A 15,767-nucleotide genomic window follows, 5' to 3' on the forward strand; every position below is an offset into this window, starting at 1 on the left:
GAGCGTCTCAAATGTCATTTGAAGCATAGAGATGATGGTAGAAGCCCTTAACCACCTTGCCTGGCTCAGAAGCTGTGATCTCCTTTATTGACCGATTTATTCACTGAGACACAGGGGGAGAGCAGGATGCACTCTTAGTTTTATAAATTATTACAGATGAAGCACATTTCTTTTGCAGTCGCTAACAGTATAAATATTGAGCGAAATAAGTGATTTTTATCAGAAAATAAAAAAAAATTAGCACTTTTTTTCTGCCTCTTTTGGTCGCTTTTGAGCAAAAAAACACCAGGTTTTTTCTTGTTAATAAAGTGAATTCTTCACTGATCTTCCCCTTTTCCTGTTTTGATGAAATGAAGTTACATGCTTAATACTTTCCTGTGTGGAAATAGTTTCCCAAAAGGAAAGAATGATTACACTTCGATTAGTTATGCCTTATAAAAACAGACGTAAGTACTTACAAATTAACTATAACTTGATTCTCATATTGTCAATAAATGGCTTTAATGTGCTTTAAAAACAATGGTATAAGAGGTTTGTTTTTCCATGGAAACAATATAATTATTGGGTGTGCTGTTATAATTCAATAGAAAAGCAAGCACTCACAATTACGATTGTTTCTCTGCAGGGATAATCGGTTTTTGCGTTTACTCATGGCACATTGTTTCTCTGGAGAGAAGATAGAGTTGATTTGGACGAAAGAGTTTTGAGCGGCGTTGGCGTGGTTTTTTACGGTCAAAAATAGTGTGGAACTCTTTGAGTAACTCGTAACAACCAAATTAGTGTTTTATTTTGCTGCTTTTTTAACTAAATGGCTTTTACCGTTGTTTTTATAGCGAGGTTTTTACCCGGTTTTCAGTTATAATTCCCGGCAACATAAGTGTGAAAAGAACCCCATGAATCAATATCTAGCTATCACTTCACGAGGTCTTGAAAACCTCCTTGCAGAAGAATTAGAACAACTTGGTGCACAACAGATCCAGGTTGTCCATGCAGGTGTCCGTTTCCGCGCGGAACAATCAACGGCTTACCGTTGCTGTTTGTGGACACGCATTGCTTCACGAATCATTCAGGTACTGAGCGAATTTAATGTTCGTGACGATATGGATCTGTACCTGGGTGCAACGGCTATTAACTGGCCGAACTATTTTGGTAGTGATACACGTATCATTGTTGATTTTAACGGTACAAACCGCTCGATCCGTAACAGCCAGTATGGCGCGATGAAAGTGAAAGATGCGATTGTAGACCGTTTCACGAAGGCTGATCTGCGTCGTCCGAGCATCGACCGTGAACGCCCTGAACTGCGAATCCACATGCGTCTGTCTGGCGAGAAAGGGGTACTGGGTCTGGATATGGCAGGTAGTGGTCTTCATCAGCGTGGCTACCGTACTGATGCAGGTAAAGCTCCGCTGCGTGAAACTCATGCTGCAGCACTCGTAATGAAAAGTGGCTGGACTCCGGAAAAACCTCTGTTGGATCCGATGTGTGGCTCCGGTACCTTGCTGATTGAAGCAGCGATGATTGCTGCAGAAATCGCTCCGGGTATTAAGCGCAAGCGCTGGGGTTTTGAATCGATTAAAGATTTCGATAAAGAAGCTTGGATGGAAATCCATGCTGAGGCCAAAGTGAAAGCCCGTCGTGGTCCTGCCAAGGTGGAAACTAAGTTCTTCGGTCGTGAAAAGGACCGTCGAGTACTTAGCATTGCGCGTGATAACGCAGGTCGTGCCGGTGTAAAAGATCTGATCGATTTTGAATATGGCGATGCTACTCAGCTGACTTGTCCTGAAGGTTTTGAAGCGGGCGTGATTCTGTGTAACCCGCCGTACGGTGAGCGTCTGGGTACAACTCCTGAATTGATTAATTTGTACAGTGAACTGGGTAACCGTTTGAAGCTGGCCTTTGCCGGTTCAACCGCGGCCATCTACTCAGGTTCAAACGAATTGCTAAGCTGCATGCGTATGCGTGCGGATAAGCAGTTCAAACTTCGCAATGGTGCGTTGGATTGTGTTCTGAAAACTTACCTGATCACCGGTGGTGGTGTTAAACACACTGAAGGTGAGAAGGAAGGTAAACTGGAGGACACCCAGGTGGCTCCTGATTTTGCCAACCGCCTTAAGAAGAACATTGGCAAGCTCAAGAAGTGGGCGAAGAAAGAAGGTATCGAGTGTTACCGTATTTATGATGCTGACCTGCCTAACTACAATGCAGCGATCGACCAGTACGGCGACTATTTAGTCATTCAGGAATACGCGGCACCTAAGTCTGTTCCTGAAGAAACTGCGCGTCGTCGTATCATGGATATCCTGCGTGCAACGATTCAGGTAACGGGTGTCGACGGTAACAAAGTAATCCTGAAAGTACGTGAGCGCCAGAAGGGCAAGAGCCAATATCAAAAGCTATCCAGTGCTGAGCGTCACATGGTGGTTGATGAATACGGTGTTCAGCTTAAAGTTAACCTATACGATTACCTTGATACAGGTCTTTTCCTGGATCACCGTATTACACGTCGCAAACTTGGCGAAATGGCTCAGGGCAAAGACTTCCTGAACCTGTTCGCTTACACCGGTTCTGCGACCGTACATGCAGCTTGCGGTGGTGCTAAGTCGACAACAACGGTTGATATGTCTAATACTTATCTGCGTTGGGCTCAGGAAAACATGGAGTTGAACGGTCAGGTAGGTCGTCAGCATGAGTTTATCCAGGCTGACTGTCTGCAATGGCTACAGGAAGTAGACGACACATTCGACTTGATCTTTATCGACCCGCCGACGTTCTCTAACTCTAAGCGTATGCATCAGAGCTTCGATGTACAGCGTGACCACATCATGCTTATGGAAAACCTTAAGCGTATGTTGCGTCCACAAGGGCAGATCGTTTTCTCTAATAACAAGCGTCATTTCAAAATGGATTTTGAAAAACTGGATGCACTTGGTCTTCAGGCTAAGAACATTTCAGATAAAACGCTTCCAATGGATTTTGCTCGTAATAAGCAAATTCACAACTGTTGGGTTATCACGCACAAGGAAGGCTAAGTGCTAATCACGCTATATAGCACGGAAGGATGTCACCTCTGCGAGCAGGCCCATGGCCTGCTCAAAGACGCAGGTTTCCAAGAGCGCGTTCAGGTGGTCGATATCGCCTTTGATGACGCGCTCTTTTCTCGTTACGGCGTCACAATTCCCGTGTTATCTATTCAACATTCTGACTCATCAATTTCTGAACTCGGCTGGCCGTTCGATGCTGCTGAGCTTGAAGCATGGTTAAATAGTAATGGCATTAATTAATATCAGTAACGCGCAACTTGCGTATGGTGATCACGCTTTATTAGATAAAGCTGAGTTTATTCTTCAGCCTAATGAAAGGGTTTGTCTGGTTGGACGAAACGGTGCCGGTAAATCGACTCTGATGAAAGTCCTGGCAGGTGACGTTCTGCTTGATGATGGCAGCATCCAGCGTCAGTCTGAGCTTTGTGTTTCCCGCCTGGAACAGGATCCGCCTCGTGATGCAGAAGGAACGGTTTTCGATTTCGTCGCAGAAGGCTTGGCTGAAGTAGGTCAGATGCTGCAACAGTACCACCAGTTGCTTGCCTTAATCACCAATGAGCCATCAGAGTCCAACTTTAACAAGCTGGCTAAAGTTCAGGAAAAGCTTGATCATGCTGATGCATGGCGCTTCGATAACCGCATTTCTTCCGTTCTTGAGCATCTTAAGCTTGAACCTACAACTTTGCTTAAAGACCTTTCCGGTGGCTGGCAACGTAAAGCGGCTCTGGCACGGGCACTGGTTTGTGACCCCGATGTACTGCTGCTTGATGAGCCAACTAACCACCTGGATGTCTCAACCATTGAATGGTTGGAAGGCTTCCTTAAAGAGTTCCGTGGTTCTATTGTTTTCATTTCCCACGATCGTGCCTTTATCCGTTCTATGTCGACCCGTATTGTCGATCTTGACCGTGGCCAGTTGGCTTCTTTCCCGGGTGATTACGACAAATACCTGGACGCAAAAGAAGAGATGCTTCGCGTAGAAGCAGAGCAGAATGCTGAGTTTGATAAAAAACTGGCACAGGAAGAAGCCTGGATCCGTCAGGGGATTAAAGCTCGTCGTACCCGTAACGAAGGCCGTGTACGTGCTCTGAAGCAACTTCGCCGTGAACGCAGTGAACGTCGAGAGGTGATGGGTAAGGCAGATATGAATCTTCAGGAGGCAAATCGCTCAGGTAAGATTGTATTTGAAGCTGAACATATCTCATATAGTTACGACGACCAGCCTATCATTAATGACTTCAGCTTTAATGTGATGCGTGGTGATCGTATCGCCCTGATTGGTCCGAACGGTTGTGGTAAGAGTACCTTACTGAAACTAATGCTGGGTGATTTAAAAGCGTCACAGGGTCACTTTCATTGTGGTACCAAACTGGAAGTTGCTTATTTTGACCAGTACCGCGAAGTCCTGGACCCGGAAAAAACCGTCATCGACAACCTGGCTGACGGTAAGCAGGAAGTTACCGTAAACGGCCGTACCCGTCATGCGTTAGGCTATTTGCAAGATTTCCTTTTCAGTCCGCGTCGTGCCCGTACTCCGGTTAAGGCCTTGTCCGGTGGGGAGAAAAACCGCCTGTTACTGGCTAAACTCTTCCTTAAACCAAATAATTTATTGGTGCTCGATGAACCAACTAACGATTTGGACATCGAAACATTGGAACTTTTGGAAGAAATACTTGCCAATTACCAAGGAACATTATTGTTAGTCAGCCACGACCGTCAATTCGTTGATAATACAGTGACATCAAGCTGGATTTTTGAGGGTAACGGCGTTATTGATGAATACGTTGGCGGCTATCATGATGCCATGGAGCAACGCGCGAATTCGCTGACACAAATTGCGAAGGCACAAGCTGCACAAATTGAAGCAGCGAAGAAGAAAGAAGAAAACAAACAGCGCCAGGCATCACGTCCAAAAGCCGGTAAGAAGCTGTCTTATAAGCTTCAGAAGGAATTGGAAGGCTTGCCGCAAAAGATTGAAGATCTGGAAAACGAAATTGCTCAACTACAGGAGTTGATTAACGATCCTGCATTCTTCCAGGATGTGAACAATGACACTCAGGCTACACTGACTCGTTTAACTGAGGCGGAAGAAGAGTTTGAGCAGGCATTTGAGCGCTGGGAAGAGTTAGAAGCAATGCAAAAGGAATCCTAATGCAACAAAAGACGTTAAAGTTATCGACACTGGCGATTTTGATCGCCGGTGCCACTCAGGCCAATGCTGCGGTATATAAGGTTGTTGAGGTTGACCAGCAGAAGCTTGCTGAAAGCGACGTTATCGCTCAGGGGTATGAAAATAAATCACTAAGCGGCCGTGTTGAGACCTATGCTGAAGCTATCGAAGCATCGACCGGATTAAACTGTTTTGATTCAGGTGCTGGTTGTACTGATGACCAGTTCAAGGTTGTCGGTGAAAGCCGTGTTGGTACTGATGGCATCAACTATCGTGATGAAGTTGCATTCACTTATGATAACTATCACGAAGTTAATGATTATTCTGGCTTTCTTGCCTACTGTAACCAGAATATCGGTTTTAATACCTGTGATATCTGGGCAAACCAGCAGTATTTCGGTCTAGATTATAATACTAAAGCACCATACGACGGTTCCGGTTATGGTGGTTTGCATCGTGAACATGCCGCATGGAGCAACAATTACTACGCAAGTGCTTTACCTTTTGCTGAGGAAACAGCGGGGTCGTTGACTCGTGTAGCTACATTTTCGTCTGACTCAACTAAGTATGATAGTGCAGCTGTTGCCGAATTGGGCACAATCATCAGTAGTCATCAAACTTCTGATGGTGTAATTAGTGGCTTTGGTGATCTGGCTGGTACCGATTTCGCCTATGGTGTATCTAGTGGCGCGTATTTTTCAAAAAATGACCGTTTTGCACGACAGTTCAACAAACGTGGTTTTATAAACTTCGGGTCTACCAATAAGTTTGCACTAAATCCGCCGGCGTCCAGCAATACAATCGTCGAAAAAATGGGTCAGACAGTAGCTTCTGATGCTGTTGAGTTTGATGGCAAGTTGCTTGTTGTCGGTAGTTCAGCTTTTGATAAAGCTAACTTTGATGATGATCGTAAGTTGCCGGACAGTGACAACGATGGATTTTCACTTAACTCGAGCACATTTAAGAAGTGTGGTACGGAAGGTGTCAGTTTCCTTTATGCTAACCGTGAGTGTCAGCATGCCGTCTTTGCGACTGATGCTGCTTTCTGGGTAGTTGATGGTACAACAGCTGCGAACCCGGAAGCTAAATTCCTGGCTAACCGTGTTGATAAGAATGGTAATTCCTATGCCGCGCTGGATCCTGATGAGAATGATCGCTCATTCCAGGGGGCGGCTCGTGCTGTTGCGATCGTAGATAGTAAACCGGTTGTTGTCGGTTATTCGACAGACTCAGTTGGCAACAACTCGAATAACAATAACAATGCTGATTTCTATGCTATCAGCGCAAGTATTTATACGCCGAAAGATGGTTTTACTCTTGGTGGAGATAACCAGTGGGATCGTAAGCTGATCCCGGGCTTGAACATTAAGCAGGGCGGTGATCGTAAGTATCGTTATACTATCGCGACAGATATCAATAATAACAACCAAGTTGTTGGTGTAGCTAAGAGCTTCAGCTCACAAAATCGCTCTTATGCTGAAACTGTGTTTATCTATGATAATGCGAATAATAACTTGAAATTCCTAGATTCATCGATTGATGGTTCAGTGTTCTTCAACGGTTATAACGGCTTTGCTGCGTCGATTAACAACAATGGTCAGTTAGTTGGCTGGATTGATTCTGAGACAGCTAACCAAGTTGACGGTCGTGTTCGTCGCCAACGTGCTTTCACTTATATGGCATCTGGAGACATTGCAAGCTCTCCATTGAAAGCAAATAAAGCATGGTTGATTGACGACCTGACTTACGGTTCAGACTCTGTTGCTACAGCTAACAACGCATTCCGTATTGCTCACGCAACTGACATCAATGATGCTGGTGTTATTTCGGCTACTGCATTCAAGTGTGATGGTGGCTATTCAAGTGCAACACAAGGTGCACAGTGTGCTTCGACAGAGCGTGTAGTAGCGGTTAAGCTGGTTCCAATTCCTGGTGGAACAATCCAGCAGCGTCCGGAAGATAATTCAATCATTAAACGTGAAGGTGCCTCTTTCGGATTGTTCGGTTTGACACTACTTGGTTTGTTTGGTTTCAGACGCAGAAAGTAATTTTTTGTCAAAATTGCTTAAATTTAACTCAGGCTCACAAATCGTGAGCCTGAGTTGTTTTCAGGGGTTGATCAAAGGTTCAGTTTGGCTAATTCTTATTAGTGAGGTCACAAAACCTCCATCATTATGCAATTGTAATGAAAGATACACTTAATAAGGATGAGGATCGTACTATGAAGAGACAAAAGCGGGATCGTTTGGAGCGCGCACAGGCTCGAGGCTATCAAGCAGGTATTAATGGTCGTTCCAGTGAAGATTGTCCATATCAATCAGCGGATGCCCGTACTAATTGGCTAGGTGGGTGGCGAGAAGCAAGAGAAGATCTGCAATCTGGCCTCTATAAATAACACTCCCTTCATATCACCCTTATTGAGCCCCTTAGGAGAAGGGGCTTTTTAATGTCTGCCACTACGACTGAATTTTCTCGTCATAATTCACTTATTTGGGGAAGCTAGTACAGGGTGGTTTGATGACAATGTCACTATCTATAAGTATTTGAATTTAAACCAAATAAAGAGAAAGGCCGCATAAGCGACCTTTTAGAATACATTTACTTTCGTTGTTGTTAGAAAGAAGAGGTATCTTTGAAAAGACCAACCTTCAGATCTTTCGCTACGTAAATTTCTTTACCGTCAACCAGAACACGACCGTCAGCAACGCCCATGATTAGTTTACGGTTGATTACGCGCTTCATCTGGATTTCATAGGTAACTTTCTTTGCTTCAGGCAGGATTTGACCAGTGAATTTCACTTCGCCAACACCCAGAGCACGACCTTTACCTTCACCACCGGCCCAGCCAAGGAAGAAACCAACTAGCTGCCACATTGCATCAAGACCAAGGCAGCCCGGCATTACAGGGTCACCTTTAAAGTGGCAACCGAAGAACCACAGGTCAGGGTTAATATCCAGCTCGGCATGGATGTAGCCTTTTCCGTGCTCACCGCCTTCATCGGTAATTTTAACGATACGATCCATCATCAACATATTGTCAGATGGTAGAGACGGGAAGTCCGGACCGTGTAGTTCGTTGTTACCACATGCTACTAGTTCTTCGTAAGTGTAAGATTGCTGGCGTTTCATCAGACTTATTAAGCTCCTTGAAAGATATGCTGGCAATTTAGCTTACACCTGTACGCCTAACAACTCGGATCAGTTCTGGACAAACCAGTTTCGGATGTAAGCTAACCAACTGACTTCACTATCATGATCGCCATGGTGGAAGTGTTCAATTCGCTGCGCAATCTTCGCTAGTATGGTTTCCGGGTCGTCACTCTCACTACGGAAAGCTTTGCCAGTTAACAATGGCAGGGCATCATCGACACTCTCTACGGCCCATAGATGGAATTTGCCGTTACGAATCGCTTCCAGCACTTCATCGTTGAGACATAGATTGCTCAGGTTTGTCTTAGGTAGAATCACGCCCTGTTTGCCTGTCAGGCCACGATAGGCACACACCTTATAGAAACCTTCAATTTTCTCGTTGATACCGCCAACAGCTTGTACGCGACCAAATTGGTCTACTGCACCTGTTACTGCAATCTGTTGGTTGATTGGCTGTATTGCCAGTGCAGATACTAATGAGCATAGTTCAGCCAAAGAGGCACTGTCACCATCAACTTCGCAGTAAGACTGCTCAAACACGATTGAGGAGGAGAAAGGCAGTGGCTGATCCAGGTCGAGAGCAGAGCTGACAAACGCCTGCATGATCATCATACCTTTGGCGTGAATGTTACCGGCCAGTTCAGCTTTGCGTTCAACATCCGAGATGTCACCGTCACCAAAGTGAACCACACAGGAAATACGCGCAGGTTCGCCGTAAGCACGAGGGTGACCCGGCATTTCAACCACAGTCAGGCCGTTTACCTGACCAATCATCTCACCCTGGCAGTCAATCACTACCTGGCCTTGGTGGATATCTTCGATAGCACGCTCAGGCAGGTAAGATTCACGGAATTCACGGGCTTTAAGGGAGTTTTTCAGGTCTTCAGCTGTGATATGACGACCTTCAGATTCAATCGCGGCTTCACAAAACAGATTTTGATGCCAGATTGGGCAGAGAGGGACGCGAGTTTGATCTTCGGCGTAACGGGCGCCTGTTTTCAGCACCACTTCCAGTGCATCGCGATCAGCCAATTCAGGCAATGTTGTTTTTTGAGTGATACTTTTCAGATAAGCAAGGTAAAGCGGTAGGCTTTCATCACTCAATACCAAATCCTGCTCAAACTCACCGTACATTGAGAAGCCGGAGGCGATATCCGGTTCAGCATTTTCCAGCTCGGCCATCAGGTAGCGATCACCAATAAGAATCAGCTTCACATTAAGCTGCTCTGCTGGTGGTAGAGGATAGAGTACTTTCTTGGTCGAAGGCTGCCATTCCAAAGAGCCGTTCATCAGCACGCTCTTAAGGCGAGGCCACAGGCTTGGATTGCTGAGGATACTTGTTACAGACATCACCAGGTAACCGTTGTTCGCCTGGTGTACTAATCCGTGCTTAATCTGCGGCTTAGTTAATTTATCATCTTCACTTGGCGGATAAACAGCACCAAACAGGCTTTGTTCCGTTACATTTTCACCAACAACAATTGGCGTATTACTGCCGGTATCGATATTCTTTCGTTGTTGAGCTTCAGTATCATAATGAGTTAACAGCTCAATGACGTAGTCGCGGTAGACTTTGTTATCCGGCGCTGTAATACGCAGAACACGAGGCTGTAATTCAACAGAGGCAAACCGGCGTACGGCATCTGCAAGACGATCCTGCAGGGTACCGATACGAGCCGGTGCCAGATCGTCATATTTGTCTAAAATAGCGTGAAACTTAGAATAGTCCGGAGTCATCGTACGCCAGGATTGTTCATGCATAGGCTTGAGCTTTATTCCGTTACTGTGAAAAAGACAGCAGTATAATGGAATCAATGCCCGCATAATAGGCAATAGGAGACGTTATTTATTGGATTTATCCTTAAGTTCATCTCAACCATTGTTTACAATAGCAATAATCCGCCTTTTAACTGGTTTCAGCTGAGCATCATGTTTCATTCTTTTTTGACGATGGTTCGAAATGTACTGAAAACAACCAGTTAAAATGAAAAGATAATTGAGCTTTTAAACAGCAGCAGTTACACTGTCACCATGTAAAGTGTAGCATTACTGAGAATCCTCGACGAATATGAAATATCAGCAGCTTGAAAACCTCGAAGCAGGTTGGAAATGGAAGTACCTGGTTAAGAAATGGAAAGATGGTGAAGCCATCACCAGTTATGTTGATACCAGTGAGGCAGAAGCTGCTGTACAGGATTTGCTGTCCATTGAACATGAACCGACTAAGGTTATCAAATGGATTGACAAGAATATGTCACCGGAGCTTGATAAGAAGCTTAAACAGGCTATCCGGGCAAAGCGTAAACGTCATTTCAATGCTGAACAGGTCCATACCCGCAAGAAGTCAATCGACCTGGATTATCGCGTGTGGGAAAGGCTGGCGGAAAAATCCAGAGAGCTCGATTGTACTTTGTCTGACACCATTGAGTACTTGCTGAGTGAAAGTAATAAGACTGAAGTAGCCAGCAGAACCGTATCGGACCTGAAACAAAATCTGCATGAGTTGCTGGACTACGATTTAGATTAATAGCCTTTGGCTGCCGCCAGTTTTCTGCATACTCCGACAGCCGAATGTTTTCAATTATGAAATATCCGCTTAAAGGAGTAAGTGAATGGAATTTGTCATCTTATTGGCCGTTGCCGTCTTTATACTTGTCTTTATTGATCGGCCGGTGATGGTGCTGAAATTCGAAAACGGCAAACTGACACAATCAAAGGGAAATATTCCCAATGGTTTTCTGATGGGCTGTAAAGACATTGCGCACAAGCAGCCGTTTTCCGGGAAAATCAAAGTCTACAAAAATCGTTTCACGACGAAGCTGGTATTTTCTAAAACCGTACCAGCAAAAGTTAAACAACGCATTCATAATGTCTTCCCGTATTCAGGCTCAACCAAGAAACGTGGTCGACGCGCTTAACCGTATTATTAGAAGGCTTCTCAGGAAGCCTTTTTTGTATCTGAACATTAATGAAATTTGGCTATATTCATGGTTACACCTCATGCTTTCCGCCTGACAAAAGGCGTCGATCTAAAACAATCCATCCTTGATTACGTTAAAGCTAATAGCATTTCAGCTGGTTCGCTGATGAGTTGTGTCGGGTGCCTCACTAAAGCAAATATTCGTCTGGCAGACGAGGCGAAATCTCTGACATTGGAAGAGCCTTTAGAAATCCTGACTCTGGCTGGTACGCTGACACCAACACATCTTCATCTTCATATCTCCGTTGCTGATCAAAAAGGCAATGTATATGGCGGACACCTGATGGATGGTTCAGTGGTTTCTTATACCGCTGAGGTGTGCTTAGTTAGCTATGACAACCTGGCATTTAGCCGTGAGTTTGATTCAAACACCGGATTTGATGAGCTCACAGTTCGTTCAAACGTTTAAAACTATCTATGTAAAGCCACTGATTTCGTATTGTATATACTAAACAGAGATGTCTATACAGATAAGGGGCATATACAGTGGCTTCACATGAATACTTTCAGGATAAGCTAGTCGGGAATCATTGTTTTGGATGCGGTTCCGATAATCCACACGGCCTGCAAATAAAAAGCTATTGGGAAGGAGAGAACCTGTCTGTTTGCCAATTTAATCCGCTCTATTACCATACCGCTGCACCTTCACACTTTCTCAATGGCGGCATTATTGCCATGATCATTGATTGTCATTGTATTTGCACAGCAATCGCATACGCCTATCAGTTTCAGGAAAGAGAAATAGGCGAGGGAAGTCCGATCTGGTTTGCTACAAGCAATCTAACTCTGAATTATAAAAGGCCGGTTAATATCGCGGAGCAAGTGACCTTGGAAGCCTCTGTGAACGATTATAATGAGAAAAGAGCATCTCTGGCCTGTAAGCTCATATCTGAAGGAAAAACTTGTGTCGAGGCAACACTGGAAGCGATTGCGGTTACAGAAGAGTGGATGAATAAAAGCCCTGATTAAAATCGAATTTAAACAGGGCTTCTGTTTACGGTGTAATAGACGTTTATTTATTTCAGCACATTAATCAGAGCCTGTTTACTGTCGAGGTACTGACTGATGGTGGCCTTTAATTCTGCTAGCTCGGCTTCAGCCTTTAGGCGCTTTTCTTTCTCTTCTTCTAGTTGCTTTCCTATATCCACAGCAAGATAACCGCCTTTGATCAGCGCTTTGGTTGTCACTTTGCTTTCAGTTAGTTGCTTGAGCTCTTCAATCATGAAGTAATGTTGTTCGATGTCTCTTATTGTTATGGCCATTGGACGTCATCATTTGTTATTTTGAAAGCATTTTAATAAAAAGAGGAAATCATTCAAATAATTAGATAGCTTTCTCCGCGGGAAGTATAAAGATGGAAATTCATTTTTGATGGCATAGTGAGCTCCTCTAATGCACCATAACTTTTTATTTACAATTAAATCAAAAACTCTAATCTGTTAAAAAAATAAGCAACAAAACAACTTGTTGATAAGAGTCTAACCAGCACGGTTGTAAATTTGAGCTATCTGATTAGAATCCTCCATATACATAAATAAAACAAATAACGTCAACGGGTTATATATTGAAATCGAAAGGAAATGAACTAAGAGAACGTTTTCTGTCGAATAAAGATAGAGAACAAACTGTCTCTGGTAGCCAGGGGATCGCAATGATCAACCATGGCAGTGAAGTTACAATCAGTGTGAAGACTCCTTTGGGGCGCTGGTTCAGGGCTGAAACAACATTCATTGGCACCAATAGTCGTGACGAAGTCTTTCTTGAGTTACCGGCTCTGAGCCAGGCCGATTTCGATCAGTACTTTTACGATGGCTTCTGGCTAAAAGTAAAAGCGATATCAGAACGGGGCGAAGGTGCCGTTGTTAATTTTAAAACGCAGATCTCAAACATCCTTTTTAAACCAGTCCGTTTGTTAGTGCTGGATCTGCCTTCTACTGCTGAACTTATTCAGCTTCGCAGTGAACCAAGATACGATGTCAGCCTGCAAGGTGAACTTTCGCTATCGAATAGGAAAGTGCTGGTGGAATTTACCGATCTTTCTAAGCACGGTTGTGGCTTCTATCATGATGTAACCGGCCTGCAGTTTGAGGATAACACTCAGATGTTAATCATGGTTCAGAACCCAAATTCTGGAGAAGAGTATCATTTGTCCGGAAAGGTAAAGAGTAAGCAAGGGCAACGAGTCGGCACTTTGAATCGCTATGGGTTAATATTTGACGAACTTGGAAATCAGCAAGTCAAACGCTTACTGTCCAAACTGATCTTTGACGGATCCAAGCTTTCTTTCCGAAAGAATTAGTATGAGTCGGTCAGAAATTATCGCACACCGAGCCTAAAACAATTGCTTGCGTTAGTAGATAAGTAAAAAAGTCAAAGAAACGATGAAGTAAGTAAAAGTAATATGCCGTATCACCAAGCAAGGAAATACGGCTTTTTCTTAACTGTTAGCGACAGTATTCTCGGCTGATGCCTTAAATTTTGCCAAACTGCGTTGAACTTTATGTACCGAAAGAGGCTTGATCAGGTAATCCTGAGGCTGGTGAGAAAGCACTTTTTTCACGACATCTGTCTCACTTTCAGATGTGATAATAGCAACTGGCATCTTAGGTAAATTTTTCCTGATGTAGCCTAGTAACTCAATGCCATCTAAAGGGTTTTCTATATTCAAATCGAGAAAGATTGCATCAATTCGGTCGCTGGCATCAATGAGCACACGTTGTGCCATAGCTACATTGCTAACTTTTATAACCTCCCTCGGGTTTGAGCACTTCCTCAAGATCTGAGCCAATATTTCAGCCATCAACTTATTATCTTCAACAATCAAAAATCTATCCATGAAACACATCCGACCAGAACATGATATTGATTTATATGCATATAAAGATAGAACACTGTGTCTAGGTTAACAAGCAGCATAATCAATAATTTAAGCTAGAGCACAGAGTAACTGTATGCAGTGACGCGGTCACGCAATATAAGCCTTCATGCATAAATTGAGCTAAATCAATTCATGCCCCAAAATGCATATCAACGCCTTTATTTATAACTTTGAGAGAGTATATTTATTCGCAAACACCATTTGTCATACAAATAAATCGGAGGTTATATGACTAATTTCGAACAGTGGTTGGATACTGTATTCAAATCAGAAGCAGCCCCTAAAGAAATCCTGGACCTATACAAGGTAGTAGAGAGCCCAGCTAAAGGTGCTATTGGTAACTTCGGTATTACCAAAGATCAAAACGAGGGTTGGGTAGTGTCTTGCAAGTCAGTAGCCGAGAAACTTTCAATTGCTCATGAAAGGGATCGCATTGTATTTCTGAGCCTTATTCACACTAAATACGTTAATGACACTATTGATGTGGAAACCTGGGCACTACAACAAGCCTAAATTGCAAATAAGTAAAGTCGCAAGAGCCCGCCTAGCGGGCTTTTGAATACATGAAAGGTAATAAGCAATTAGCGTTTTTTGTGTCGACGTCTAAAACAACCTACGATCAGGAAAGCGATAATAGAACTTATTTCTTTTCGATTTCACCTTGTGGCTTGCGCGGTATAGGTTCTTTTTAAATTTGTTACGTTGTCACTCAATGATTCATTAAAATCGGTGATGAAGTCGGGGAGCCAGGCATTGGCTTACTGACATGGAAACAGCATGGCGGTCGCTGTAAAAAGCCTTGCGGCATTTATTAATCCACCAATTCCCAATTTCTGAAAATCTTTCCACAGAAAAAATATATCGAACAAAACGTTACACACGGTCTGATAATTGTCCGGTCTGCGGCCCGGTAAACATTTGTTGTTGCGAGTATTCCCACAACAATGAAATTTACCTCTATGAAGAACAGTGCCCAAAATGTCATGATTTTTGGCAGGTTGCGTTTGATGAACAAGGAAAGCAGCATGGATAAACCAGTACCACAGACGACATACGTGTCGAGCGATAAGTTGATGAGAATCTTCGTGGAAAGTGTTTCCCAAGTTGATGATGATTTCTATCTGGTATCGATTATATGCAGACGGTGATGAGCTGACCAACTCAGAATGGCATGACTTGGTCAAACAATTTGGATTAGAGAGAGCTGAGTGATGATAAAAGTTTTTTACGATGCAACAACGCCCGATATGATTTCAACATTCACAGAGCAAGATGGGTTCTACACATTTAAATCGTGGGATGATCTTAAAGCTGTTTGCTCAATGGATTACGATGAATACGAGCTGGTCGAGCTGACGCCAGAACTGTATAACGAGATGCTTGTTGCAGGTGTTTTTGAAGGACACGAGCCGGGATAACTCAGGACATTCCTAACTGGATTTAACCCTTCTGAGTGCGCATTATGGTTATGAGTTATGTTGAGTGGTTTGTGGTCAGTATCATTGCGCCAGCACTGACCGCCTAGCAGTGCCAGAAAAGGTGGGC

16 protein-coding genes are annotated in these 15,767 nt (G+C 43.8%); 12 read left to right on the forward strand and 4 right to left on the reverse strand.

Translation table 11 applies throughout. The annotated features are described in order from the left end of the window. The first annotated feature begins 893 nt into the window (after positions 1 to 893). The 5 genes from rlmKL (at position 894) to rmf (ending at position 7,609) form a co-directional block, all read left to right on the forward strand. Positions 894 to 3,032, forward strand: a complete 2,139-nt coding sequence (rlmKL, locus tag AACQ93_RS08810) for a bifunctional 23S rRNA (guanine(2069)-N(7))-methyltransferase RlmK/23S rRNA (guanine(2445)-N(2))-methyltransferase RlmL (RefSeq protein WP_064604134.1) — start codon at positions 894 to 896, stop codon at positions 3,030 to 3,032. Then, complete coding sequence (locus tag AACQ93_RS08815) at positions 3,033 to 3,284, forward strand: glutaredoxin family protein (protein WP_064604137.1); 252 nt, start codon at positions 3,033 to 3,035, stop codon at positions 3,282 to 3,284. Next, positions 3,271 to 5,196, forward strand: coding sequence for an ATP-binding cassette ATPase Uup (gene uup, locus AACQ93_RS08820; RefSeq protein ID WP_064604141.1), 1,926 nt, complete (start codon positions 3,271 to 3,273; stop codon positions 5,194 to 5,196). Before AACQ93_RS08815 ends, uup begins: the two co-directional genes overlap by 14 nt. Further along, positions 5,196 to 7,262, forward strand: a complete 2,067-nt coding sequence (locus tag AACQ93_RS08825) for a DUF3466 family protein (RefSeq protein WP_064604144.1) — start codon at positions 5,196 to 5,198, stop codon at positions 7,260 to 7,262. Before uup ends, AACQ93_RS08825 begins: the two co-directional genes overlap by 1 nt. Positions 7,263 to 7,435: 173 nt before the next feature. Then, positions 7,436 to 7,609 carry a ribosome modulation factor gene (gene rmf, locus AACQ93_RS08830; RefSeq protein WP_007467856.1) on the forward strand — a complete coding sequence of 58 codons (174 nt, stop codon included), beginning with the start codon at positions 7,436 to 7,438 and terminating at the stop codon, positions 7,607 to 7,609. A 218-nt stretch (positions 7,610 to 7,827) separates the two neighbouring features. On the opposite strand, the gene fabA is transcribed toward rmf, so the two are convergent. Together fabA and AACQ93_RS08840 are read right to left on the reverse strand one after the other, a co-directional pair. Beyond that, on the reverse strand, positions 7,828 to 8,343 hold the full coding sequence (gene fabA, locus AACQ93_RS08835; RefSeq protein ID WP_007467854.1) for a bifunctional 3-hydroxydecanoyl-ACP dehydratase/trans-2-decenoyl-ACP isomerase: 516 nt from the start codon (positions 8,341 to 8,343) through the stop codon (positions 7,828 to 7,830). A 69-nt stretch (positions 8,344 to 8,412) separates the two neighbouring features. Then, on the reverse strand, positions 8,413 to 10,125 hold the full coding sequence (locus AACQ93_RS08840; RefSeq protein WP_064604155.1) for an AAA family ATPase: 1,713 nt from the start codon (positions 10,123 to 10,125) through the stop codon (positions 8,413 to 8,415). Between the two features lie 307 nt (positions 10,126 to 10,432). On the opposite strand from AACQ93_RS08840, the gene matP reads away from it, so the two are divergent. From matP to AACQ93_RS08860, 4 genes are all read left to right on the forward strand, one after another. Next, the gene (gene matP, locus AACQ93_RS08845; RefSeq protein WP_007467850.1) at positions 10,433 to 10,891 is read left to right on the forward strand and encodes a macrodomain Ter protein MatP; all 459 of its coding nucleotides are present in this window, start codon (positions 10,433 to 10,435) and stop codon (positions 10,889 to 10,891) included. A gap of 85 nt (positions 10,892 to 10,976) precedes the next feature. Next, the gene (locus AACQ93_RS08850) at positions 10,977 to 11,282 is read left to right on the forward strand and encodes a DUF3634 family protein (RefSeq protein ID WP_007467848.1); all 306 of its coding nucleotides are present in this window, start codon (positions 10,977 to 10,979) and stop codon (positions 11,280 to 11,282) included. Between the two features lie 69 nt (positions 11,283 to 11,351). Beyond that, a complete protein-coding gene (locus tag AACQ93_RS08855; RefSeq protein ID WP_064604158.1) occupies positions 11,352 to 11,753 on the forward strand; it encodes a PPC domain-containing DNA-binding protein in 402 nt (133 codons plus the stop codon). Between the two features lie 77 nt (positions 11,754 to 11,830). Further along, on the forward strand, positions 11,831 to 12,313 hold the full coding sequence (locus AACQ93_RS08860; protein ID WP_064604161.1) for a hotdog domain-containing protein: 483 nt from the start codon (positions 11,831 to 11,833) through the stop codon (positions 12,311 to 12,313). 47 nt (positions 12,314 to 12,360) lie between these two features. Here the strand turns inward: AACQ93_RS08860 and AACQ93_RS08865 are convergent, their stop codons facing one another. Next, positions 12,361 to 12,606: a hypothetical protein gene (locus AACQ93_RS08865; protein WP_064604164.1), complete on the reverse strand. Its 246-nt coding sequence runs from the start codon at positions 12,604 to 12,606 to the stop codon at positions 12,361 to 12,363. Positions 12,607 to 12,908: 302 nt separating this feature from the next. On the opposite strand from AACQ93_RS08865, the gene AACQ93_RS08870 reads away from it, so the two are divergent. Then, complete coding sequence (locus AACQ93_RS08870) at positions 12,909 to 13,643, forward strand: PilZ domain-containing protein (RefSeq protein ID WP_064604167.1); 735 nt, start codon at positions 12,909 to 12,911, stop codon at positions 13,641 to 13,643. A 138-nt stretch (positions 13,644 to 13,781) separates the two neighbouring features. On the opposite strand, the gene AACQ93_RS08875 is transcribed toward AACQ93_RS08870, so the two are convergent. After that, positions 13,782 to 14,180, reverse strand: coding sequence for a response regulator (locus AACQ93_RS08875; protein WP_064604171.1), 399 nt, complete (start codon positions 14,178 to 14,180; stop codon positions 13,782 to 13,784). A 270-nt stretch (positions 14,181 to 14,450) separates the two neighbouring features. Here AACQ93_RS08875 and AACQ93_RS08880 point away from each other — a divergent pair, with 270 nt between their 5' ends. Next, positions 14,451 to 14,735, forward strand: a complete 285-nt coding sequence (locus AACQ93_RS08880) for a hypothetical protein (protein WP_007467836.1) — start codon at positions 14,451 to 14,453, stop codon at positions 14,733 to 14,735. A gap of 698 nt (positions 14,736 to 15,433) precedes the next feature. Further along, on the forward strand, positions 15,434 to 15,640 hold the full coding sequence (locus AACQ93_RS08885) for a hypothetical protein (RefSeq protein WP_064604176.1): 207 nt from the start codon (positions 15,434 to 15,436) through the stop codon (positions 15,638 to 15,640). Positions 15,641 to 15,767: the final 127 nt, after the last annotated feature.

It is taken from the genome of Photobacterium sp. J15 (genome assembly GCF_963870815.1).
Taxonomy (GTDB): domain Bacteria; phylum Pseudomonadota; class Gammaproteobacteria; order Enterobacterales; family Vibrionaceae; genus Photobacterium; species Photobacterium marinum.